This window comes from Breznakibacter xylanolyticus (assembly GCF_003254275.1).
Classification (GTDB): Bacteria; Bacteroidota; Bacteroidia; order Bacteroidales; family Marinilabiliaceae; genus Breznakibacter; species Breznakibacter xylanolyticus.
The window spans coordinates 213,249-236,831 of sequence record NZ_QKZK01000001.1 but is presented as its reverse complement, the minus strand read 5'-3'; the positions used below and the strand labels follow the sequence as shown (position 1 = coordinate 236,831).

The 23,583-nt window shown below is 47.3% G+C and carries 17 protein-coding genes; 7 read left to right on the top strand and 10 right to left on the bottom strand.

The annotated features are described in order from the left end of the window. Positions 1–8 precede the first annotated feature (8 nt). Together LX69_RS00885 and LX69_RS00880 are read left to right on the top strand one after the other, a co-directional pair. A complete protein-coding gene (locus LX69_RS00885) occupies positions 9–662 on the top strand; it encodes a protein-L-isoaspartate(D-aspartate) O-methyltransferase (protein WP_111443905.1) in 654 nt (217 codons plus the stop codon). A gap of 243 nt (positions 663–905) precedes the next feature. Continuing rightward, positions 906–1,544 (top strand): MBL fold metallo-hydrolase, encoded by a 639-nt coding sequence (locus LX69_RS00880; RefSeq protein ID WP_111443904.1) that lies wholly within the window; start codon positions 906–908, stop codon positions 1,542–1,544. 437 nt (positions 1,545–1,981) lie between these two features. Here the strand turns inward: LX69_RS00880 and LX69_RS00875 are convergent, their stop codons facing one another. Continuing rightward, complete coding sequence (locus LX69_RS00875) at positions 1,982–2,191, bottom strand: hypothetical protein (protein WP_146260592.1); 210 nt, start codon at positions 2,189–2,191, stop codon at positions 1,982–1,984. A 213-nt stretch (positions 2,192–2,404) separates the two neighbouring features. On the opposite strand from LX69_RS00875, the gene gpmI reads away from it, so the two are divergent. The 4 genes from gpmI to LX69_RS00855 all read left to right on the top strand — a co-directional run bounded on the left by gpmI (position 2,405) and on the right by LX69_RS00855 (position 8,350). Then, on the top strand, positions 2,405–3,931 hold the full coding sequence (gpmI, locus tag LX69_RS00870) for a 2,3-bisphosphoglycerate-independent phosphoglycerate mutase (protein WP_111443902.1): 1,527 nt from the start codon (positions 2,405–2,407) through the stop codon (positions 3,929–3,931). Positions 3,932–4,028: 97 nt separating this feature from the next. Further along, positions 4,029–4,613: a DUF3109 family protein gene (locus tag LX69_RS00865; protein WP_111443901.1), complete on the top strand. Its 585-nt coding sequence runs from the start codon at positions 4,029–4,031 to the stop codon at positions 4,611–4,613. 407 nt (positions 4,614–5,020) lie between these two features. Beyond that, a complete protein-coding gene (locus LX69_RS00860; RefSeq protein WP_111443900.1) occupies positions 5,021–7,210 on the top strand; it encodes a glutamine synthetase III family protein in 2,190 nt (729 codons plus the stop codon). A gap of 168 nt (positions 7,211–7,378) precedes the next feature. Next, a complete protein-coding gene (locus tag LX69_RS00855; RefSeq protein WP_111443989.1) occupies positions 7,379–8,350 on the top strand; it encodes a D-alanine--D-alanine ligase in 972 nt (323 codons plus the stop codon). 132 nt (positions 8,351–8,482) lie between these two features. Here the strand turns inward: LX69_RS00855 and LX69_RS00850 are convergent, their stop codons facing one another. The 3 genes from LX69_RS00850 to dnaB form a co-directional block, all read right to left on the bottom strand. After that, positions 8,483–8,767, bottom strand: coding sequence for a DUF2442 domain-containing protein (locus tag LX69_RS00850; protein ID WP_111443899.1), 285 nt, complete (start codon positions 8,765–8,767; stop codon positions 8,483–8,485). 5 nt (positions 8,768–8,772) lie between these two features. Continuing rightward, a complete protein-coding gene (locus LX69_RS00845) occupies positions 8,773–9,030 on the bottom strand; it encodes a DUF4160 domain-containing protein (RefSeq protein ID WP_111443898.1) in 258 nt (85 codons plus the stop codon). A gap of 135 nt (positions 9,031–9,165) precedes the next feature. Further along, positions 9,166–10,701 carry a replicative DNA helicase gene (dnaB, locus tag LX69_RS00840; protein ID WP_111443897.1) on the bottom strand — a complete coding sequence of 512 codons (1,536 nt, stop codon included), beginning with the start codon at positions 10,699–10,701 and terminating at the stop codon, positions 9,166–9,168. 152 nt (positions 10,702–10,853) lie between these two features. Between dnaB and ispE the strand changes: the two genes are divergently transcribed. After that, entirely contained in the window at positions 10,854–11,672 is an 819-nt protein-coding gene (gene ispE, locus LX69_RS00835) for a 4-(cytidine 5'-diphospho)-2-C-methyl-D-erythritol kinase (protein WP_111443896.1), read from the top strand. 70 nt (positions 11,673–11,742) lie between these two features. Here ispE and LX69_RS00830 read toward each other — a convergent pair whose 3' ends face one another. From LX69_RS00830 to LX69_RS00805, 6 genes are all read right to left on the bottom strand, one after another. Then, positions 11,743–12,063 carry a biotin/lipoyl-containing protein gene (locus LX69_RS00830; RefSeq protein WP_111443988.1) on the bottom strand — a complete coding sequence of 107 codons (321 nt, stop codon included), beginning with the start codon at positions 12,061–12,063 and terminating at the stop codon, positions 11,743–11,745. 11 nt (positions 12,064–12,074) lie between these two features. Then, positions 12,075–13,619, bottom strand: a complete 1,545-nt coding sequence (locus tag LX69_RS00825; protein ID WP_111443895.1) for an acyl-CoA carboxylase subunit beta — start codon at positions 13,617–13,619, stop codon at positions 12,075–12,077. Between the two features lie 285 nt (positions 13,620–13,904). Next, the gene (locus tag LX69_RS00820) at positions 13,905–16,667 is read right to left on the bottom strand and encodes an alpha-amylase family glycosyl hydrolase (protein ID WP_170124176.1); all 2,763 of its coding nucleotides are present in this window, start codon (positions 16,665–16,667) and stop codon (positions 13,905–13,907) included. An 86-nt stretch (positions 16,668–16,753) separates the two neighbouring features. Next, positions 16,754–18,529, bottom strand: coding sequence for a SusF/SusE family outer membrane protein (locus LX69_RS00815; protein WP_170124175.1), 1,776 nt, complete (start codon positions 18,527–18,529; stop codon positions 16,754–16,756). A gap of 18 nt (positions 18,530–18,547) precedes the next feature. Continuing rightward, positions 18,548–20,176, bottom strand: a complete 1,629-nt coding sequence (locus LX69_RS00810; protein ID WP_111443892.1) for a RagB/SusD family nutrient uptake outer membrane protein — start codon at positions 20,174–20,176, stop codon at positions 18,548–18,550. 12 nt (positions 20,177–20,188) lie between these two features. Then, a complete protein-coding gene (locus LX69_RS00805) occupies positions 20,189–23,194 on the bottom strand; it encodes a SusC/RagA family TonB-linked outer membrane protein (protein WP_111443891.1) in 3,006 nt (1,001 codons plus the stop codon). Positions 23,195–23,583: the final 389 nt, after the last annotated feature.

The window sequence follows — 23,583 nt, the reverse complement described above, 5'->3', positions numbered from 1 at the left end:
GGGGTGCTATGATAGTTCGTGAGGATTCATTCAGACACAAAGGCCTTCGGCAACGGCTGGTGCAAGAGTTGCAAAAGAAAGGCATCACCCACCCGCGGGTGTTAGAGGCCATTGGCCGCGTTCCCCGTCATTTGTTCATCGACCCCAGCTTTAGCGGATTTGCTTATCAGGACAAAGCCTTTCCCATTGGGGCAGGACAAACCATTTCGCAACCCTACACGGTGGCGCTTCAAAGCCAATTGCTCGAAGTGCAGCCGGGCGAAAAGATTTTAGAAGTGGGTACCGGAAGCGGGTACCAGGCTGCCGTACTGGTGGCCATGGGTGCCAAACTGTTCTCCATCGAGCGCCAAAAGGAGTTGTACGACCGCACCGCGTCGCTACTGCCCAAACTGGGGTTTTTGCTCCGCCAATATTGGGGCGATGGTTATCAGGGGTTGCCGGACGTGGCGCCTTTCGACAAAATTATCGTCACGGCAGGCGCCCCCTATGTCCCCAAAGAATTGCTCACACAACTGAAAGTCGGAGGTTTGATGGTGATTCCCGTGGGCGAAAACCGACAGGTGATGACCCGCATCCGCCGCCTCTCCGACATCGACTTTGAAAAAGAAGCGTTTGGCGACTGCGCCTTCGTGCCCATGCTCAATGGAATTGAAAAGAAATAAAGTTTCGGATGGATTCAGATCATTAAAAAACGAATTCTTGATGCAATGTCGTTTAGTTAAGAGAGAAAGACATCAGACGATGAGACAGAGGATGAGATTAGGAAAGATATTTAGATGTGTCTTCTTCGTCTCCTCAGTCTAATCTATCTGTCTTTCGTCTAATCATCTTCTTGTCTCTTTTGTGAATCGCACTAACTTAACGACCTTGACACTTGACACTAAATACTTGATACTAAAACAACCATGATACACATCACACCCTTTGCATTTAGCCCGTTCCAAATCAACACCTACGTCTTGCACGACGACACCAAAGAGTGCATCATTGTAGATCCCGGATGTTTGGAAGTACGTGAGGAGCAACGACTGGAAGCTTTCATCACGCAAAACGGCCTCAAGCCCGTTAAAATTGTCAACACCCACCTGCACCTCGATCATGTGTTTGGCAGCGCCTGGGTGGCCGATCGTTGGAACCTGGAAATATGGGCGCACGAGGGCGACGAGTTCATGCTGCCCCACACCGTTGACCATGCCCTGAGCTACGGCATTCGCATGAACAGCAACCCGCCGGCAGTAAACCATCGTTTGAACGAGGGCGACGAAGTCACCTTTGGCAACAGCCACCTGAAGGTGCTGCACGTACCGGGGCACTCGCCCGGAAGCGTGGTGCTGTACGACCCCGAAGGCCAGCGCCTGTTGGCCGGCGATGTGCTGTTTCGCGACAGCATAGGCCGCACCGACCTGCCCGGCGGTAGTTTCGACCTGCTCAAACAGGGCATCACCGGCAAACTCTTTACCCTGCCCGACGAGGCAATCGTCTATCCCGGACACGGCCCCGAAACCACCATCGGGTGGGAAAAAAAGCACAATCCTTACCTGTGACGCCGACTTTTGGAGGACGCTAATCAAGCCTTCGATCAGGAAGACAGGAAGATTTTTAGACGAAAGACAGACAGATTAGACTGAAGAGACACTGAGTTTTCTGTGAACACAGAAGCACAAAGTCACACCGTTTTTTTGAAGTTGTGTTGTGCGTTTGAGATACGATTAAACCTGTGTTCAAATCCTTCTACTTTATAATTCAAAAGAGTTATATCGTAGAAGGATTGGCGTCTCCCACCCTCCATTTACGATGAGCGGGAAGTGAAAAAAGCCGTCCGGCCGGTCGGAATCCTTGCCGACAACCTGCGGCAGCCATTCCGAGGTGTCGGAATCCTTGTCGCACCTTTGCGGCAAACAATCCGGCCGGTCGGAATCCTTGCCGCACATTTGCGGCAGCCATTCCGACGCATCGGAAACTTTTCCGCAAATACACGACCCTAATCAGGCAGCAGCCAAAACCTTGCCGCCATTTCAGGGGATGCGTCGGCCACGGCCGAATGGCTCCCGCAAACCGGCGACAACCTTTCGGCCGGTGGCGAATCCTTGCCGCCACTTTTGAGGATGCGTCGGCCGGGGGCGATTGTCTGCCGACAAGTTGCGGCAGCCCGTCGGCCGAAAATGGGGGAAACGCCCCACATCATCATCAAAAAAAAACAATTGAAAACATCCCCCCCGATGAACAACCCCCACAAGGGCATTGTTATCCTCACAAGGTGTTAAAGTGCTTTAATTTATAAGGGTAAACGTCGCTATCCACATCAAAAAAACTAATTTTGCGCTCGTTCACTTTCAGTGACACCTCAACAGCGTTGCCTGTGCAACCCATTTACTGCAGAATATAAAAATTAAAATACACAAACATGTCTAAGAAAACCATCTTGATTATCCTCGACGGCTGGGGATACGGAAACAAAAGCAAATCGGACTGCATCGCCACGGGCGAAACCCCTTATTTCCACAGTCTGGAACAAAAATATCCCCACGCTCAACTGCAAGCCTCGGGCGAAAACGTGGGTCTGCCCGACGGGCAAATGGGCAACTCCGAGGTGGGTCACCTCAACATTGGCGCCGGCCGCGTGCTTTATCAGGATTTGGTGAAAATCAACATTGCCGTTCGCGACAACTCGATGTACAAAAACCCCGAACTGGTAAAAGCCATGACCTATGCCAAAGAAAACGGCAAACAGGTGCATTTCCTCGGGTTGGTATCCAAAGGGGGCGTACACAGCTCACAGGAGCATCTTTATAAACTGGTCGAAATTGCCAACAGCTACGGCATTGCCAACATCTTTGTACACGCCTTTATGGATGGTCGCGACACCGACCCCAAGAGCGGCAAAGGCTTCATGAGCGAACTGCTCGACAACATCAAAGAGACCAAAGCCAAAGTGGCCTCTGTCATTGGCCGCTACTACGCCATGGATCGCGACAAACGCTGGGAGCGCGTGAAAGAAGCTTACGACCTGATGGTATTGGGCAAAGGCGCCACCACCACCAATGTGCTCGACGCCATTCAGACTTCGTATGATGCCGATGTGACCGACGAATTCATCAAGCCCATCGTGGCCGTTGACGCTGCCGGCAAACCCGTGGGAACCATCAGCGATGGCGACGTGGTGGTGTTCTTCAACTACCGCAACGACCGCGCCCGCGAAATCACCCAGGTGCTCACCCAGGAGGACATGCCCGAGCACGGCATGAAAACCATTCCCCTGTACTACTGCACCATGACGCCCTACGATGCCAACTTCAAGGGCATGCACATCCTTTACGACAAAGACAACGTGAGCAATACCATTGGCGAAGTGATTGCCGCCAAAGGCCTCAAGCAATTGCGCATTGCCGAAACCGAAAAATATGCCCACGTAACCTTCTTTTTCTCGGGTGGACGCGAAGCCACTTACGAGCACGAAGATCGCATCCTCATCAACTCTCCCAAAGTGGCCACTTACGACCTTCAGCCCGAAATGAGCGCCTACGAAGTGAAAGACGCGGTGGTTGCCGAACTCAACAAACAGAAATACGACTTCATTGCCCTCAACTTTGCCAATGGCGACATGGTGGGTCACACCGGCGTGTACGAGGCCATCATGAAAGCCGTGAAAACGGTTGACATCTGTCTTAAAGAAGTGGTAGAAACGGCTGTGGCCAACGGTTACGAAGCCATCATCATTGCTGACCACGGGAATGCCGACAACGCGGTGAACCCCGATGGCAGCCCCAACACAGCTCACTCGCTCAACCCCGTTCCGTTCATTTGGGTGACCGACCGCAAAGGCACGGTGAAAGATGGTATTTTGGCCGATGTGGCTCCGTCGATCCTCCAACTGATGAACATTGAGCAGCCCGAGGAGATGACCGGCAAATCACTCATCACAATGGCATAATTTTTTAAAAGACAATGGGGCAAGATGTCGATACTCTACCCCATTTGAACTAATTTTGAAGCCACCTTCGGGTGGCTTTTTTCATACATATATATATATGGTACAAATAGACGATACCCTCATCAGCCTCGATGTATTCGAGAAGAAGTTTGTGTGCGACCTGGGTGCCTGCAAGGGCGAGTGTTGCGTAGAAGGCGAATCGGGTGCCCCGCTCGACGATGCCGAAGCGGCGCTGCTCGAAGAGATTTACCCCCTCATCAAACCTTACCTGTTACCCAATGCCATTGCCGAGATCGAAGCCCAAGGCAAATGGGTCATCGACTGGGACGACGACAAGGTAACGCCCATCATCAACGGCCGCGAATGCGTGTACGCCATCTTCGACGCCGACGGAACCTGCAAATGTGCCATCGAGCAGGCCTACAACGACGGGGTGGTGAGCTTTAAAAAACCCATCTCGTGTCACCTCTACCCCATTCGCATCAGCAAGGTCAACAACATGGAGGCGCTCAACTTTCACAAATGGGAAGTGTGCAAAGTCGCCTTCTTGTTAGGACACAAACTGAACATGCCCGTGTATAAGTTCCTCAAAGACCCCATCGTGCGCAAATACGGCATCGAATTTTACGACCAGATGGAAATCATCGAAAAAGAACTGCGCGACGAGGGACACATCAAATAAATCATCCTCCCCCCCATTTTTTTAATCACCACATCACAAAGAGGCTGTCATAAAAAACATGACAGCCTCTTTCTTTTTTCACAAACAATACCGATTTTTGCAAGGCAATTGCAATAAATAACAACACTTACACAAAATCACCCCCGCTTTTTAAACACACAACACCCCAAAAGGGTTAAAAAACCAAACAGACCCCCAAATTGCCCACAAGGCGCATGAAATCTGAAATAGAAAAGAATAAAAAACGACAAAAAAACAGCAAAAAACCGCAATTCAGTTTCAAAACATAGGGCTAAAACACATTTTAATGATATTTTTTCAAAAAAACAGAGCTTAAAATGACAATCTATTTCAAAAAACCCTATTTTTGCAATGTCAATTCATTAAAAATCTAAATATCCTCTTGTATGGCGACTTTAAGATTTCAAGCACTCAAAGAATTTTTAGAAAAAAAACCGGTAGAGGTGAAATTACCTTCTACAAAGGTTTCTGATTACTACGGCAAATTGGTCTTCAACGAAGACGTGATGAAACGTTTCTTGTCGAAAGACATCTATTCAGCCGTGCTGGAAGCCATGAAAAGTGGCGAACCCATTGATCGCAAAATCGCCAACAGCGTCGCTGCCGGCATGAAAGCATGGGCCATGGAAAATGGCGCAACCCACTACACCCACTGGTTTCAACCCCTCACCGACGGAACCGCCGAAAAACATGACGGTTTTATCGACTATGGTCAGGATGGTGAAATCATTGAGGACTTTTCAGGAAAATTATTGGCTCAACAAGAACCCGATGCCTCATCGTTCCCATCAGGAGGAATCCGCCAAACTTTTGAAGCTCGTGGTTATACAGCTTGGGACGTGTCGTCTCCTGCATTTATTGTAGGCACAACCCTTTGCGTACCCACCGTGTTTATTTCATACACCGGCGAAGCACTCGACTACAAAACCCCTCTGCTGCGCGCCATTGCTGCGGTTGACAAAGCTGCTGTTGATGTATGCCAATATTTCGATAAAAACGTATCAAAAGTAACAGCCAATCTTGGCTGGGAACAAGAATATTTCCTGGTTGACCTGAGCCTCTATCATGCCCGTCCCGACCTGATGCTCACCGGACGTACCTTGATGGGACACACATCAGCAAAAAACCAACAACTCGAAGACCACTACTTTGCATCTATCCCTGAGCGTGTGTATCGCTTTATGATGGAATTGGAAGTGGAATCGCACAAATTGGGCATTCCTGTAAAAACCCGTCACAACGAGGTGGCTCCAAACCAATTTGAGCTGGCGCCCATTTACGAAGAAGCCAACCTGGCCAACGACCATAACCAACTGGTGATGGACGTGATGAAACGCTTGGCAACACAACATGGTTTTGCAGTGCTGCTGCACGAAAAACCATTTAAAGGCGTCAACGGTTCGGGTAAACACAACAACTGGTCACTTACCACCGACACAGGCGTCAACCTGTTCTCGCCCGGCAAAAACCCCAAAAGCAACATGCAGTTCCTCACCTTTTTGGTGAACACCATTACTGCTGTTTATAAAAACCAGAACTTGCTTCGCGCTGCCATCCTGAACGCCTCGAACACCCACCGCTTGGGTGCCAACGAAGCACCTCCGGCAATCGTATCGACCTTTTTGGGAACTCAATTGAGCGCGATGCTCGACAACATTGTTGAGAAAGTGAGCGACCAAAAAATGACACCCGAGGAAAAAACCAACCTCAAATTGGGTATCGGCCGTATTCCTGAAATTTTGTTGGACAACACCGATCGCAACCGTACTTCACCCTTCGCATTTACCGGTAACCGTTTCGAATTCCGTGCGGTAGGTTCATCGGCCAACTGTGCCGCAGCCATGACCGTCCTGAACGCTTCGGTAGCCACTCAATTACGCGAGTTCAAAGTTGAAGTTGACGCATTGATCGAAAAAGGTGTGAAGAAAGACGAAGCCATCTTCCAAATTCTTCGCAAACTAATTCTCGAGTCAAAAGCCATTCACTTCGACGGCGACGGTTACTCAGATGCATGGAAAGCAGAAGCTGCCAAACGTGGTCTGTCGAACATCACCAGCGTGCCCGAATCGATCCACAAATACACTGCACCACACTCTAAGAAAGTGTTGGTTGAAGGTGGCATCCTGACCGAAAAAGAACTGGAAGCCCGCGTAGAAGTGGAGTTGGAAAAATATGTGAAGAAAGTACAAATCGAAGCTCGTGTATTGGGCGATTTGGCCATCAACCACATTGTGCCGACCGCTGTCGCTTACCAAAATATCTTGATCGACAACGTAAAAGGCCTCAAAGACATCTTTGGCGACAAAGACTACCAGGAACTGGCTGGTGACCGTTTGAACCTGATTCGTGAAATTTCAGGTCACGTGACTTTCATCAAAAACAAGGTAGAAGAGATGGTAAATGCCCGCAAAGTGGCCAACAAACTCGAAGACATGTCGGAAAAAGCCTTTGCTTACGAGCAAAAGGTATTCCCAATGTTCGACGAAATCCGTTACCACATCGACAAACTTGAATTGATTGTTGACAATGAGATGTGGCCTTTGCCAAAATATCGCGAATTGTTGTTCATGAGATAATCTTAAATGAACAAGCCATACAAAGCCATCCCATCACGGGGTGGCTTTTTTATTGAAAGGATAAGAGACGAACATCCATCGAACCCCGAAAATTCACTATTATTGCAGCCTAACATCAACAAAAAGAAAGACATTTTTCATATCCACATCTCACAACACAACAAACACATGAAGAATATCGCAATCGTATATGGCGGCTACTCATCCGAAGAAGTGGTTTCGCGCAAGAGCGTGGAAGGGCTGCTCACGTTCATCGACACTGCCCGCTACAACTTATATCCGGTGCTGATTACCAAAACCGAATGGTCGGCCGTACTTGAAGGCACGCACTACCCCATCGACAAAAACGATTTTTCGTTTGTTCGCGATGGGCAAAAAGTAACCTTCGACCTGGCGTACATCACCATTCACGGCACTCCTGGCGAAAATGGGTTGCTGCAAGGTTATTTCAACCTCATCGGACTTCCTCACAGCACCTGCGATGTATTGACGGCTGCCATCACCTTCAACAAGTTCACCTGCAACACCTACCTCAAAGGGTTTGGCGTAACGGTGGCCGACTCGGTAATGCTGCGCAAGGGCAACTCGTACGATAAATTCGAGATTGCCGAAAAAACGGGTCTTCCCTGCTTTGTGAAACCCAATGCCGGTGGCTCCAGCTTTGGCGTGTCGAAAGTGACCACGGCATCTGATTTGGATGCCGCCATTCAAAAAGCCTTTACCGAAGGTGACGAAGTGATCATTGAGCAATACATTAAAGGCACCGAACTCACCTGTGGTCTATACAAAACAGGCGGCAAACACCACGTGTTGCCCATCACGGAGGTGGTGAGCAAAAACGACTTTTTTGACTACGAGGCCAAATACACCGCCAACATGGCCGATGAAATCACACCGGCACGCATCCCCGAGGAAGTGGCCGATCGCATCCGCACCATTGTGGCCATTATTTACGACATATTGGGATGCAAGGGCATCGTGCGCATTGACTTTATATTGAGCGAAGGGCGCATCTTTTTGCTGGAAGTCAACACCACACCGGGCATGACAGCCACCAGCTTCATTCCTCAACAAATTCGAGCGGCCGGGCTTGACATCAAGCAGGTGTTTACCGAGGTGATTGAAGAGTGCATGCTGTAAAACATCAATCCCCGGAGATATGATAAATCTTCGGGGATTGATGTTTTTATTCAAAATTGAATCACGCTTAAAACTGAAGATAACCTGACATATAACAACAAAAACTATTTGCAAAAAAAATTAACAAACAGATTAACCACCATGAGAGATTGGTTCATCCATCATCATTGATTGTTGTTGCTTACCCAATTCAAGCAAAAATTCAGGTGCAAAATCAGCTTCATTATCCCACGTAATAGTATTCAACCTCACCTTGAATGATTTAAAATACCTAACATCTCTCAATGGTCTAAAAATCATTCGCTTGTCTTCAAAAATTATCCTTTCCAAATCCACCAACACCGACTCCCCATTATCGAAAGTTAAGAATACCTTGTATCCTTCTTTGTATTCAGCATTTATTACATTCAAAATCATATCAATCACTCTAAAGGTGAAATTTTATTGAATTCTCCAGTTGTCCGAATGAGTTCCCAATCCTGCATCAATTCATCCCGATGAATTTCATACCATTCAAGAACCAAACTTAATGCTCTTTTAGGAAATTTCCCTTCAACAATCCCTGAACTTATCTCAACAATAATTTCAAAATCTCCATATTTAGCATGAAAATGGGGTGGATTATGCTCATTAAAGTTCATAAATATCACGATTCCCAAAAATCTGCTTAATTCCGGCATTACGTCCTTTTTAGCAAAATTAGTTATGGATTCAACGGAATCAAAGTTTTTTTTACAGACCTGACAACATGAAATTGATTCAATATGCAATAATTCTAACGTCTCTACCTTCTATCAATCATTCAAACAAAAAACCTAAAATGCCGCATCCCTCTCAAACCCGGGACGGAACGGAAAATCCTGACTCCCGCTGACAGGTGATTCGTCTAAAGGAGTTAATTTAGGCAAGACAACATCACTATTCATACGAGACCCAAGCGTGATATTCTCAAAGCCAGGGGTGTAATCTTCAAATCGAGCCAACTCAGAACGGAATCGTAGTCGCACATCGCCGGTGGCACCGTTACGGTGCTTGGCGATAATGACCTCACCAACGCCCAAAAGCGAATTCCCATCCTCGTCTTCGGTAATTTTATAATATTCGGGACGGTGAATAAAGCACACCATGTCGGCATCCTGCTCAATGGCACCCGACTCACGAAGGTCACTCAACTGAGGGCGTTTTCCTTCGGCACCGGCACGGTTCTCGACACCCCGGTTGAGCTGCGACAGGGCAATAATGGGCACGTTCAATTCCTTGGCCAACCCCTTGAGCGAACGCGAAATCATACTCACCTCCTGTTCTCGACTGCCGGGGTTCATCCCGCTGGCACTCATGAGCTGAAGGTAGTCAATGATGATGATTTGAATGTCGTGCTGCTTTTTGAGACGACGACATTTGGCACGCAGCTCAAAAACAGAAAGACCGGGGGTGTCATCCACAAAAATAGGGGCGTCAATAAGGCGCTGTATTTTATGATCGAGCTGCTCCCACTCTTGCTTAGAGAGTTTCCCGTTTTTGATTTTCTCACCGGGCAGTTCAGTCTCTGAAACGATAAGACGGTTTACAAGCTGCAGATTCGACATCTCCAATGAAAACACAGCAACAGGCTTGCTATGATCGAGCGCCATTTGACGCGTCATGGAGAGGATAAAGGCCGTTTTTCCCATCGCAGGACGGGCCGCGATGATGACCAAGTCGGAGGCCTGCCAACCGTTGGTCATGCGGTCGAGCTCGGTAAATCCCGAGGGAACACCACTCAATCCATCGGGTCGATTGCCCGATTCCTTGATTTTTTCGATGGCCTCGTGAATCACGGGATTGATTTGCACGGTGTCCTTTTTCATGTTGCCCTGGGCAAGCAGGAAGAAGGAGTTTTCGGCCTCATCTAAAAGGTCATCCACATCAATGGTATCGTCATATGCCTTGGTTTGCAAGCCACTGGACAGACGAATCATCTCACGCTGGAGAAACTTTTGATAGATGATGCGGGCATGATACTCGATGTGAGCCGCAGAAGCCACCCGGCTGGTGAGCTGAGTGATATAAAAAGGGCCACCCACCTCGTCGAGTTTGCCCATGCGGCGCAACTCTTCGGTTACGGTGAGCATGTCCACGGGCTGCTCTTTACTAAAAAGCGACAAAATGGCCTGGTAGATATGTTGGTGCGCCTCTTTGTAAAAACTGTCGGGCTTAATGATTTCCGACACGGCCACAAAGGCATCCTTTTCGAGGAGCAATGCACCCAGCACAGCCTCTTCGAGGTCAAGAGCCTGAGGGGGCATTTTGCCGACTGCCAAATCGACTTCGGGACTCTTTTTTGCGCGTGGACGCTGCTGTTTTTCTGCCATAATGGGTTTGCTTTTCAATTGGGGATTGCAAAGGTAATGATTCGAACCGGGTTTAAATGGAGGCCAACGATCATATTTACCAAAATGAAATCAACAACCTGTGTTAAAAACTTTTTTCTTTGCATGGACAAATAAATTGAGAGGAGCGATATATGATTAGCTTTCCGAATGCCAAAATCAACCTGGGACTAAATATTGTGGAAAAGCGACCGGACGGCTACCACAACTTGGAAACGATATTTTTGCCTGTGGGGTTACACGACGCACTTGAAATTATCCCAGCCCACCAACAAACATCCCCCTACGAATGGCACCAAACAGGCATCGCGGTGGATGCACCTGCAGTGGGAAACATTGTGATAAAGGCATTGATGCTCATGCGAGAACGCCACCCCAAATTGCCTCCTATAAAGGTTCATTTACACAAGGCAATCCCCTTTGGGGCTGGACTGGGTGGCGGCAGTGCCGATGGCGCCTTTATGCTAAAAATGCTTAACGATTATTTTAATTTGGATGAAAGCAGTGCGTCGCTCGAGGAGATGGCTGCACATCTGGGTGCCGATTGTGCATTTTTCATTGAAAATAAACCGGCATTTGGAACAGGGATCGGCAACATCCTTGAACCAACAATGGTGAGTCTAAAAGGCTATTACTTGGCCCTGGTCATCCCCCCCATCCATGTGTCAACACCCGATGCATACCGATATGTGAAGCCGGCCATCCCAAAGATACCTCTAAAAGAAGCCATCCTTTGCCCAATCGAGACATGGAAAGATACAGTGGTGAATGACTTTGAGATGTCAGTATTTCAAAAATTTCCTGAAATCGCTAACGTGAAAGCGTTCCTATACGAACAAGGAGCGGTGTACGCCAGCATGTCGGGAAGCGGTGCCGCCGTATTCGGAATATTTACACAAAAACCGGAAATCAACAAAGAAGGTTGGTTTGTGCATGTGGGGGAAATGACATAAAATGCGACTTCTCAGAATCACACATACAGAACCACAATAAAAAAGGCTGCCCGAGGGCAGCCTTTTTATATTACTCAATCACAATCATTAAATCGCTTTTGCGGATTCGCTGACCTTCAGCAACCAAAATCTCTTTGATGGCTCCATCGCGAGGCATCTTGATCTGGTTCATCATTTTCATAGCTTCCTGAATCATGATGGTTTCGCCGGCCTTCACTTTCTGCCCCACTTTCACCTTGATACTGATCACAGTTCCGGGAATATAGGACTTTATTTCATCGGGATTGGGCGCAACATACACCGTCCGGTTGATGAATTTCTTGGTCAGAGTGGTTTTATATTTGCGCGCAGTCACGACAAAATCAACCAATTCCAATTTTTTCTCTTCCATGATGGTTTGCATTAGAACGGAGGAATCCCGTGTTTTTTAAATGGACGTTGATCGTTTTTATTGGCCGATACTTCAATGGCATGCAACAACATGGAACGAGTTTCAGCAGGTTCAATCACTGAATCGATGTACCCTTTAGCAGCAGCCACGTATGGATTGGCAAATTTATCGATGTATTCCTGCACCTTAACTTGACGCATTGCATCGGGATCTTCAGCTTCGTCAATCTCTTTTTTGAAGATGATATTGGCAGCTCCTTCGGGTCCCATGACAGCGATTTCGGCGGTTGGCCATGCAAACATAAAGTCGGCTCCCAGGTGACGCGAATTCATAGCGATGTAACCACCACCGTAAGCTTTGCGAAGAATCACGGTAATTTTAGGCACTGTAGCTTCAGAATAAGCATACAACACTTTTGCCCCGTGACGAATCACCCCTGCATGCTCCTGATCCACGCCGGGAAGGTAACCTGGCATGTCTTCGAGGGTGACAATGGGAATGCTGAAGGCGTTACAGAAACGAATGAAACGAGCCGCTTTATCAGAGCTGTCGCAATCCAACACACCTGCCAGCACCAAAGGCTGGTTGGCTACAAAACCAACTGTCTGCCCATTCATACGACCGAAACCGATCACGATGTTAGCAGCAAACAGTTCCTGAATTTCAAAGAAATCAGAATCATCAACAATGGCGCGAATCACATCACGAACATCGTATGGTTTTTTGGGATCGGCCGGGATAATGTCCTCAACATGCCCCTTAAACTTAGGTTCTTTGGGAGGAAATGACTTAGCTTTTACCGAGTTATTGGCAGGGATGAACGACATCAATTTCTTGATTTGGTCGAAACATTCCTGTTCGCTCTGAGCAAAGAAGTGTGCGTTACCTGTAATTTCGGCATGAACGCGGGCACCGCCCAAGTCTTCCATCGAAATCTCTTCGCCCAAAACGGTTTTGATCACGTTGGGGCCGGTAATGAACATTTTTGAGATATTCTCGACCACAAACACAAAGTCAGTTAGTGCAGGAGAATACACGGCGCCTCCGGCACAAGGGCCCAGAATCACCGAAATTTGAGGAATCACACCCGATGCCAACGTATTACGGTAGAAAATTTCACCATAACCGGCCAACGAGTTCACCCCTTCCTGAATACGTGCACCCCCGGAGTCGTTAATCCCGATCAGAGGCACACGCATCTTGATGGCGTGATCCATAATTTTGGTGATTTTACGGGCGTGCATTAAGCCCAATGAACCACCGGCAACTGTAAAGTCTTGTGCAAAAATACAAATGGGTGCTCCATAAATGGTACCGGTTCCAATGATAACACCGTCACCATGAAGCTCTTTTTTTTCCATGCCAAAGTCACGCCCTTCATGTGCTGCAAAGAGGTCGTACTCGGTAAAAGAATCTCTGTCCAAAAGTGCTAAAATACGGTCGCGGGCGGTAAGTTTCCCCATGGCCACCTGCTTTTCAATCGCAGCTTCGCCACCACCCATCTGCACTTTCTCTTTCCTTTTACGAAGGTCGAGGATGTGTTTCTTTAATGACATACTTCTGTTTTTAATTTAAATAATTGACAGGCTGCGCATTACATGTATAAAACCTGCCAAAACCGGGTACATAATTACTAAGAATTTTTGTGACCAAAAACATTCATCTAAATTTTTTTCCGCAACGCAAATCAACACGTCCGGTTTATGCTTTTAAAAAACCACGCTTAGCAAGGCTTCAACAGAAAAAATGAACATTACACAAATGTTATAAAAGTATAATTGACATTGTAATTCATCTACACACCCCCCTCAACAGAACAAAAAGTAAATGACTCGCAACATTCAGTACAAAACAATTTTTTGCCTGGCCACATTGCCACCGGCATGTACCGTCACCACGCACACGCCTCCGGATGCAGCATTAAGATTCAAATTGACGGAACGTTCAATGTCCATTTGATGAATCAGTCGCCCGTAACTATTATAAACCCACACTTCTCCGTTCGATTCGAACGGATTGTTAACGGTGTAGTTTCGCGTCAATTCCTCCGGATAAACAAACGAAGAACGATCGGGTTCCACCACAGCAGGCTCAACAAACCGATTGAACCCAGCCAATGGCCTGGATGACAACACACGATATTCGCCGGCTTTTAACGTTACCGGTAAGCTGGTTTGATTCACCACCAGACTATCCCCTTTGAAGTAATTATACCAAGTTCCTTTAACAGATACAGGAAGCTGTACGGTTTGCGATTTGACATCAAAATTGGCCAAAACGACAACTTCATCGCCCCCTTCCATAAAACGCACAGTCTTAACAGCCCCCTTTAATTCGAGTGAAAAATCGGAACTCCGAAACAAAGGCTCTTGCTTCTTCAGGGCAATCATATCCGACCAAGTCTCAAACACTGCAGTTCGCTCGGGTTCCTGCTGATAAGTCCACAACACAGGTTTTTTACCGGTACGCCCGTTTTCATCAATGCTCACGTCGTACCCCAGCTCGCCAAACTGCCACACCATTACCGGGCCGGGAATGGCAAAGAGAATGGCACCAGCCGCTTTGATGCGTTCAAGAGATACCGAAAGTTGTTTCACCTGATAGGAAGCGGTGGAGTTCCCATAAAGCAGGTTCCTCACCATTAAGCGCTCTTCGTCATGACTCTCCATATAGTTAACCACATGAGGTTTGGTAAAGCCCCGATATTGATAATTGGCCCAGGTGATGTCCGATTTGTTGTTTTCGTGAAAACCCATGGTGGCCTCGTTAAAAGCATGATTTTGATTCCCCCACAATAAGATGCCATGATCGGCCAATTCCTTTTCTTCGGCATTGTCGCTCAAATGCTCAAAGATGACAAGGGCATCGGGCTTGCGCTTCCATATTTCATTGGCCATGCGTTTGAGAATGGCAATACGCGACGCATCATAAGCGCTGGCCCAGTCATTGACCCCGTATGGAGTATTGGTAAAGCCTTTGGTGAAGTCGAAACGAAAACCATCAATCTTGTATTCGGTCATCCAATACGCACAAATGCTATCGACCAATGCCTGGGTTTCAGGGCTCTCGTGATTAAAGTCGAAACCCCACTGTGCATCCGGATTCTTCATATTATAATCGCGATTATACCAGGGATTGTTGGCGGCCGGCTTTCCGGCATCAAAATACATTTTCACAAACGGCGATTGCCCAAAAGAGTGGTTGAGAACCATGTCCTGTATGACGGCAATGCCCTGACGGTGACAGGCATCGATAAATTGCTTGTAATCGGTGACGGTTCCGTAAGCTTTGTCGGGGGCAAAATAAAGCGACGGATTGTACCCCCAACTGTCGTTGCCTTCGAACTCGTTGAAAGGCATCAACTCAATAGCATTGACACCCAGTCGTTTGAGATAAGCCAGGGTATCGGTCACAGTTTTGATATCGCCATTGGCCGTAAAATCGCGAATCAACAACTCGTACACCACCAACGTATCCGGTGATGGAGGGACAAAGTCAGAAACAGTCCATTCAAAGGAAGTAGGGTTCGTTTGGAACACCGATACCAAACCATCTGTCTTACCTAAAGGATAAGCCTTTAGGTCGGGATAAACACGCGAAGGGATAAATTTATCGTTAATGGGATCGAGCACCTTAGTAGCATAAGGATCAGCAATTTTCAAATCACCATCCATCCAATATTGATAAGCATATTCGGTGTCGGGCGGAAGATGATTGAGGGTGAGCCAAAAGTAATCCCCATCCTTCATCATTTGGTGTTCAGGGCCGGGCATCCATTCATTAAAATCACCGGCCAGATAAATATAATCTTTGTAAGGCGCGTAAATCAATAAGGTGACCGAATGATCATCGATGCGATTGACACCCCGTCGGAGCCCCGAAGGACGAGGAGCTTGACTGGCAGGCTCCAACACCACAAAAAAGCAGGTATCAGCTGCTTCAGCCCGACCATCCGTGGCCACAGCACGTAACAAATGTTTTCCCTCCGAAGGAACCGTTAATGTGTATTTAAGAGGCGATTGCGTTGCCGTTTGAAGCAGGTCATTACCCATGAACAATGATATTTGTTGATGACCGGCCGCATTTACTTCCACATCCAAGAGATTCCCGGGTGCCATCATTGAGTAATCGAGCGATGGTTTGGAAAATGAGACGTTCACCCCCGACGCATACACCGGCACCACAATGTCCTTTCCCCCGGTATCCTTTCCTTCTTTGGAACCATCGGCGCTGCGAAACACGAAAGCCATCTTGATAATGGTTTCCCCATCGGGCACACCATAAAATTTACGAATATCGGGAGATAGCATCAATTGGTAAGTATTGGCACCGGAACGAGTGAGCTTGGCCTTTGGCAAATTGACCGACCAATTGGCCACTAAATATTTCCAGTCGTTATCCGAAGTACTCTTATTGGTAATGACCCCGGTATGGGCATACACATCGCCAGTAAAATTCATCAATCCGCCACTTCCCAACGCCGCATTAAACGTGACAGACACAACTTGCCCTTCGGTCACCATCGCAGGAGAGGTGATGACCACTTGCGAAAAGGCCGATACAGTGACCACACACAACAACAAAAAGGAAATCAATCGCTTCATACATCCACACATCCAATCGGTTACACTTTCAAAAAAAGGAAAGAAGTGCATGGAGTAACCCGTGCACTTCTTTTAAATCGCAACGCTTACTGAGGGGTCAAAACACCCTTCAGGGTTTTAAAATTCAGGTCAATTTTATAATTATTGGCTTCAATCGCGACGGGATCCTGATCGCCACCATTGCCACGCATCACGATATCACCGCCAATGACGTTGAATTCAGACCGCCACCAGGCACTGAACCAATCGTGCCAGGCATACATGCGCAGATTGCCGGGCGAAAGGGTTTTGGTGAGTGTCACCACATCGTTGGCATTATCGACAGCGAAAAGATTCGCTTCAACTCCGGCATCCCAACTACCAACAGTCTCACCCATCAGATAGACCTTCACAGGTGAAACGGCGATTTTCTGTTTGTTGTAGTCAACCACCACCATATAATAACCGGCAGTTGCAGGCACAGTAATATTTTCGCCACCAAAAGCAAATTCACCTTCACCGGCGCTACCTACGGCAGCGCCAAAGTCACCTTTCCAATCCTTCACGGGAGAGAATTTGAAACCACCGGAACCCTTGAGCCACACTATTTTCCAAAACTGCGATGGAGTACCATTGACAGGAACCATGGCCAAATCAGTTTCATCCCACTTCCAGGTGCCTACACCATCACCAATCATGTAAAGAGCCGATGGATAAGGATCTTTGATGATGATTTTTTTCACATCATCATTCGTGGCATCAATGGTAATGGTAATGTCATAATTACCTTTTGCGGTAACCGAAAGATCACCATTTAATTCAACCACTTTTGAAGAACTGGCAGCTGCATCCAAGGCGCTGTAACCGGCCTCAAAGAAAGCACCATTCACAGGAGGCGCAACACCGTCTTTCGTACGAATTTTAAATCCGGCATCGGCTTCGAGTGCTACATTTTTCCAAGTCCATGTATAAACAGCAGATGCAACCGATGGTTTCCCATCGCTGTCAGCAATCAATTTATATTGATCACCATCGGCAACGACACTGCTATTATCGACACTTACCCCCTGGCCATAAACATCTAACACCACATCTGTCCAATTGGTCATGGACGAAGCTGAATTTTGCTTGATGGAGAATTTCATATTAGCCACATCCAAGGTAATGGTGTAGTTACCACCCAAGGTCTTGACATTGCCGCCATCGGCTTTTAATTCTACATCATTGTCATTTTCATAGACGGCAGATGACCCCTTCAGACCATAATTGGTTTTCCATGGATTATCTTTATCGACTTTGGGTGCACGAAATTTAAACTCACCAGGTTGTAGCTCAAGCGTTAAAACATAAGCCTGCTTCACTTTGTCATAGTTCATATACTTATCGTTGACCACATCCCAACCACCCACAGCGCTACCAATGATACTCCATGGTTCAGCATCGAAATAAGGGGTCACGGTCATTTCAATCACCTCCGAAGCCAAGTAATTAGCTGCTTTGATACGCACTTTAATACGATGGGATATTCCATCTTCAAAACCGGCACCCAAGAGACCTTTGTTAAAGTCGGTGACCTTAATTTCGTATGGCGAGGTGATGTTTTTGGCAATGTACTTATTATTAGAAAAATCGCCATCCACACCATCCACCTCCAAATCGTAAGTGGTCACCACGTTGAGTTTCAGGTCGGCATCATTCCATTTAAAAGTTTGGAACACGTCGCTTTCGTTGACCTTGAGCAGAACGAACTCACCCCCTTCTGTGGGTGCCGTGAGCATCGGTGCAACAGCATCGGCCGGGATTCGGGGATCGGTGTCGTCTTCACAGGCAGTCCACATGGCCGACAAGAGCAGCAATGCGGGAAATATCTTAAGAAATTTCATAATCATCACATTAAAAGATTAATAGTCGGTATTCTGTTTCAGGTTGGTATTGGCCATCACATCGGTTGACGGAATGGGCATCAGGTTGTACTTTTTATCCACAGCCTTTCCATTAAGATCACCGCCTTTCAACGGCCACACATAATCTCTAGAAGTAAATTTCCCAAAACGAATCAAATCGGTGCGACGGTGGCACTCCCAGTAAAGCTCACGGGCACGCTCATCGAGGATGTAATTGAGATCAACAGTGGTCGGGAATGTCACGCCGGCACGATCGGTAATTTTTTTCAAATTGTTGAGGTTGGCCGATGAAACGGTACCCTCCAAACGCAAATCGACCTCGGCAGCCATCAAATAGGCATCGGCTAAACGAAACACCGGTACATCCACATCGGCAAATTCAGAAGTGGCATTGCCACCAGGCTTTCCATCTCGGGTCATGTTCTTAAATTTCACGACCGCATAACCATGTGTAAACTGATCCTGCTTGGTGATTTCGAGACTTTGGCCATTGGTAAACCAGAGAGCACGAATGTCTCCATTATCAAATTTGTTCACCAAAGCCTTAGTCGTTCTGTTTCCACCCCATGAACCACACCCATAATCGGCCTTATTCATCTCGCCGCCCACTGCAGCGTTAATGATGTACGTGGTGGCACCATAAGTTTGTGAATTCAACCCATCACAATTAATGGAGTAGATGATCTCGCTGTTGCAACGATAATTGTCGGCCAAAAAGAGATACTCATACACATTGTACACATCCCCATCAACGGCATCCGTAGCGTCAATAAGGCGATAACCGCCTTCGTTAATCACCTTATTGAGGTAATTGCGAGCCTTGGTATAATAGGCATTATCTACTTTCGCCAAATAAACGCCATGGTTTAGATACAGCTTGGCCAGCAACATCCAGGCAGCGGCTTTATCGGCCTGGCCAACCATTCCTTTTCGGGGATCGAGCAACACATAAGTATCATCATCGGTATCGCCCACAATGGCCAACAATTCCGACTCGATGTAATTGAACAACTCAGGACCGCGTTCGTCCTTACCGGCAGGATTGGGTAAAGTTGAGCCAATGGCATCATTTTCGGTCACAAAGGGAATTCCGTTTCCAAAAAGGTCGAGGGCGTGCCAGTAAGCCAGGGCACGCAAGAAACGCGCTTCGGCCACATATTGGGGCACGGCAGTCCACTCAGCACTGGCATTGCTCTTGGCCTGACGGATAAACTCATTCACCAACGACACCTGATACAATGCACGATAGTAAAACTGGCGAATGTGCTCCTGACTGGACGTCCAGGTCATTTGACTCACTGTAGGCAAGGTCCCGTCACCCCAACCATTGACACACTCGTCGGTAGGCAATTCCTGGCACACAAAGTAACCACGCCAGTACTGGCTGTGCCCTTCGTCAAAGCCACCCAGGTCACCGTTACCACTGGGACCTTTTTGTCCCGACACGGCAAATCCTGCATAAATCTTAGTCAATCCCTGGTATAAAGCTTCCTGCGAATCGTAAACTTTATCGGAAGTATCCATGCTGGGATCGATGGGGAGCACATCCAGGTCATTGACACATGAGCTGAACAACGACACCGAAAGCAGTGCGGCTCCAAAATATTGTATGATTGATTTTTTCATCTGATTAAAATTTTAGAATGAAACACTTACACCCAACAAGAAGGTGCGTGGACGGGGATAGATATTCCGGTCGATGCCATCGGAAACTTCGGGATCGATGCCATCATAATCAGTCAGCACAAACACGTTGTTGACGGTGGCATACACCCGCATGTTCATCTTGCTGCTCATCAAATCCTTAAATCGATAACCCAAAGTCACGTTGTCGAGGCGGAAAAACGAGGCATTCTTCACATAATAATCAGAGAAATACTGAGGTGTGAAGAATCCGGTATTGAACACATCACTATTAAGGTTGCCCAAATACTGTCCACTGGTTTGCATGCGGTTAAAATACCCGGCATTGGAAGCAATGTTATTGTAAACCTTCATGCCCAGGTTGGCACGTCCCGAGAGGCTAAAGTCCCAGTTTTTGTAATTGAGCGAGGTGTTGATGCCCAACATCACCTTGGGAGAAGGATTGCCGGCCACATACATATCAGCAGTGGTGATTTCACCATCTACATCTCGGTCGACATACACACCCTCGATGGGGCGACCATCCTGTCCATACACCTGCTCGTACACAAAGAACGAGCCCACTGGCTGTCCCACCTGGTGAATCTTGATCATATTGCCGGTACCACCCGAAATATCTCCATTGGCAACCCCCACGTAATTGAGGTCATCCACACGGGTCAACTTGGTGATTTCATTCTCATTAAACGTCACGTTGGCGCCCAGCTCCCAGGTCAGGTCGGTTGATTTTATCAGCACGCCATTCACCGAAAATTCCACACCTTTGTTTTCGAGGTTACCCACGTTGGTGGTCAACACGTTTTCAAGGTTAGCTCCGGCAGGCACAGGAATTTCGTTAAGCAAATCGTTGGTTTTGCGCAAATACACATCCAAAGCACCATACAAACGGTCATTAAAGAACCCATAATCAATCCCGGCATTGTAAGTCACCGTTTCTTCCCATTTTAAGTTGGCATCGTAACCTTCAGGACGAAGAGTATTCACCAACACGCGCTGATAAGACCCGTTGACTTCTTTGTAATAAACGTATGCAGCCGTGGTTTCACCGGCGGTGTACACACCAAAGTAGCCGTAATCGTTGCCAATATCTTGCTGACCGGTCACACCGTACCCCAAACGAAGCTTCATGTTTGACACGGTGGAGTTATCTGTCAGGAAATTTTCACCTTTCACGTTCCAGGCCAGAGCCAAAGATGGGAACAAGCCCCAACGGTTTTCATCGGAAAATCGCGAAGATCCATCGTTACGCAAAGTAAATGTCACGTAGTAGCGATCGTCATACACATAGTTGGCACGCCCGAAGAACGACACCAAATAGTTCTCCGATTTGGTCATTTTGTAAGGATCACGCACGTGATCGGCATCTGGATCAAGCGGATCGTTGTAGAACGACTGTGTCTCTTCCTGTTTCCAAAAATGTTGCCATGAGTAACCGCCCATCACATCGAAACGCGATTTGTAATCGGGCAAATCTTTGGTGTATTGCAAATAGAAGTCGAGCAACTCGTTCTTTTTCTTTTGCAAATAAGTGTTGTAAGCGCCGCCACGAGCATAAGCAGGCACATCCCAGGCTGCGCCAAGTGCGTTTTGCACGCCGCCGTCATCTTCGCCGGTCGACACATCAGTACCCACATTCAGGTTGGCACGCAACTCGGGCAGGAAGTGGAATTTATAGTCGGCCTGAAAATTCCCGATAAAGCGGTTCACCGTCGAACGGTTACGTTTTTGGTCAATGCGGGCGCGAGGGTTCATGGGCGCATTGGCGTTGGGATTGCCTTGCGAGTCGGCCCAGGCAAAATAACCGCCAAAAGGCTCATAAGCATCGCCTGTCACAGCCTGCGTGGGATCCATGCTGATGGCATCGCCAATGGCATCGGTGTTTGAGAAGTTATTTTTCAACAACATTCCCTTCATAGATGCATTGATGCGTAAATGATCTTTAAAAAACGAAGGATTCAGGTTCAAAGAGCCGGTGGTGCGCTGCATTTGCGACTGGTCAAGAATCCCGTTTGAATTATTGTAGCCCACTGAGGCGCGGAACGGCATCACCTTTTTCACGTTACCGGCAATGGCAATAGAATGGTCGGTGCTGGTGGTGGTTTTGTAAATCTCCTTTTGCCAATCGGTAGAGGCACTCCCCATTAAACCAGCATTGGCAGGAAACTTTTGCTTCAGAAGCTCACTATATTCACCGGCATCGAGCACATCCACCATTTTGGTGGGCGTATTCACCGACACATTTCCCGTGTAATCGACATGAATATCGGTTCCTTTTCCTTTTTTAGTGGTAATGAGGATAACTCCGTTAGAGGCTCGGCTACCATAAATGGCGGTGGCCGAGGCGTCTTTCAACACGGTAAAGGTTTCAATATCGTTGGGATTCACCACACTCAGTGGGTTCGACATCCCTGACACATCACTGTTATCCATTGGCACGCCGTCAACAATGATGAGCGGGTCGTTGCTGGCCTTAAGCGAAGAACCACCGCGCACACGAATGGTAGACTTACTGCCCGGTGCGCCGCCACCATCGGTAATTTGCACACCGGCAACCTTACCGTTCATCAACTGCTGTGGCGAAGTAATGGCTCCCTGATTAAAGTCCTTGGCCGAAATGGTTTGCACCGAACCGGTGAGATCCTTTTTCTTCGAAACCCCGTAGCCGATGACCACCACTTCTTCCATGCCGATATTATCGGATTTAAGCTGGATATTGATGACCGATTGGCCGGCAACATTCACTTCCTGATTTTTAAAACCTATAAACGAAAACAATAAAACATCTGAATCAGCCACCTGCATGGAATAAGTTCCATCAGGAGTGGTAATAGTTCCATTGGTGGTGCCTTTCACCACCACCGTTACACCGGGCATGGGGTCACCATTGGCGGCATCTGACACCCTGCCGGTCACCGTTTTCACCTGAGCTTGTGCGGTCAACACAACGACTAAACCCAGCATGAGAAACAGCGCTTTCAGCAAATCTGACGATTTTCTCATAAAAAAATGAATTAATAATTTAACAATGCATTATGATTCCTAATTCGGATTGGAACCTTGTCGTGAAATTTAGAAGACTTTCTGTAAAAAGGGCACCTTTCCTTTCACCCTCTTTTATTCAGATGGACATGACAAAGCTATGGCATAAAATTGAGAAAGTAAACAGTTTTTAACAGTGGGAATCAATAATTTACATCTATCTTTCCGCAAACGTTTGCGGTGACGATTGCGGTTTCGTTTGCAGATTAAAAACATGCTGTAAAACATGTTTTGAGAATTTATTTTTTACTGCTTAACGCAACAAAAGTGTCTGAACAAATGATTCAGAGACACGAAACAAGCCACAACATTGAAAAAATAGCCCCATCAAAGAATGAACACATACCATC

Bases quoted from the DNA above. Each gene is read 5' to 3' on its own strand.
- LX69_RS00885 (WP_111443905.1), top strand. From the start codon at position 9: ATGATAGTTCGTGAGGATTCATTCAGACACAAAGGCCTTCGGCAACGG.
- LX69_RS00850 (WP_111443899.1), bottom strand. From the start codon at position 8,767: ATGATTTTGAATGTAATAAATGCTGAATACAAAGAAGGATACAAGGTA.
- LX69_RS00820 (WP_170124176.1), bottom strand. From the start codon at position 16,667: ATGAAGCGATTGATTTCCTTTTTGTTGTTGTGTGTGGTCACTGTATCG.
- LX69_RS00810 (WP_111443892.1), bottom strand. From the start codon at position 20,176: ATGAAAAAATCAATCATACAATATTTTGGAGCCGCACTGCTTTCGGTG.
- dnaB (WP_111443897.1), bottom strand. From the start codon at position 10,701: ATGGCAGAAAAACAGCAGCGTCCACGCGCAAAAAAGAGTCCCGAAGTC.
- gpmI (WP_111443902.1), top strand. From the start codon at position 2,405: ATGTCTAAGAAAACCATCTTGATTATCCTCGACGGCTGGGGATACGGA.
- ispE (WP_111443896.1), top strand. From the start codon at position 10,854: ATGATTAGCTTTCCGAATGCCAAAATCAACCTGGGACTAAATATTGTG.
- LX69_RS00830 (WP_111443988.1), bottom strand. From the start codon at position 12,063: ATGGAAGAGAAAAAATTGGAATTGGTTGATTTTGTCGTGACTGCGCGC.
- LX69_RS00880 (WP_111443904.1), top strand. From the start codon at position 906: ATGATACACATCACACCCTTTGCATTTAGCCCGTTCCAAATCAACACC.
- LX69_RS00855 (WP_111443989.1), top strand. From the start codon at position 7,379: ATGAAGAATATCGCAATCGTATATGGCGGCTACTCATCCGAAGAAGTG.
- LX69_RS00865 (WP_111443901.1), top strand. From the start codon at position 4,029: ATGGTACAAATAGACGATACCCTCATCAGCCTCGATGTATTCGAGAAG.
- LX69_RS00860 (WP_111443900.1), top strand. From the start codon at position 5,021: ATGGCGACTTTAAGATTTCAAGCACTCAAAGAATTTTTAGAAAAAAAA.
- LX69_RS00815 (WP_170124175.1), bottom strand. From the start codon at position 18,529: ATGAAATTTCTTAAGATATTTCCCGCATTGCTGCTCTTGTCGGCCATG.
- LX69_RS00805 (WP_111443891.1), bottom strand. From the start codon at position 23,194: ATGAGAAAATCGTCAGATTTGCTGAAAGCGCTGTTTCTCATGCTGGGT.
- LX69_RS00825 (WP_111443895.1), bottom strand. From the start codon at position 13,619: ATGTCATTAAAGAAACACATCCTCGACCTTCGTAAAAGGAAAGAGAAA.
- LX69_RS00845 (WP_111443898.1), bottom strand. From the start codon at position 9,030: ATGCCGGAATTAAGCAGATTTTTGGGAATCGTGATATTTATGAACTTT.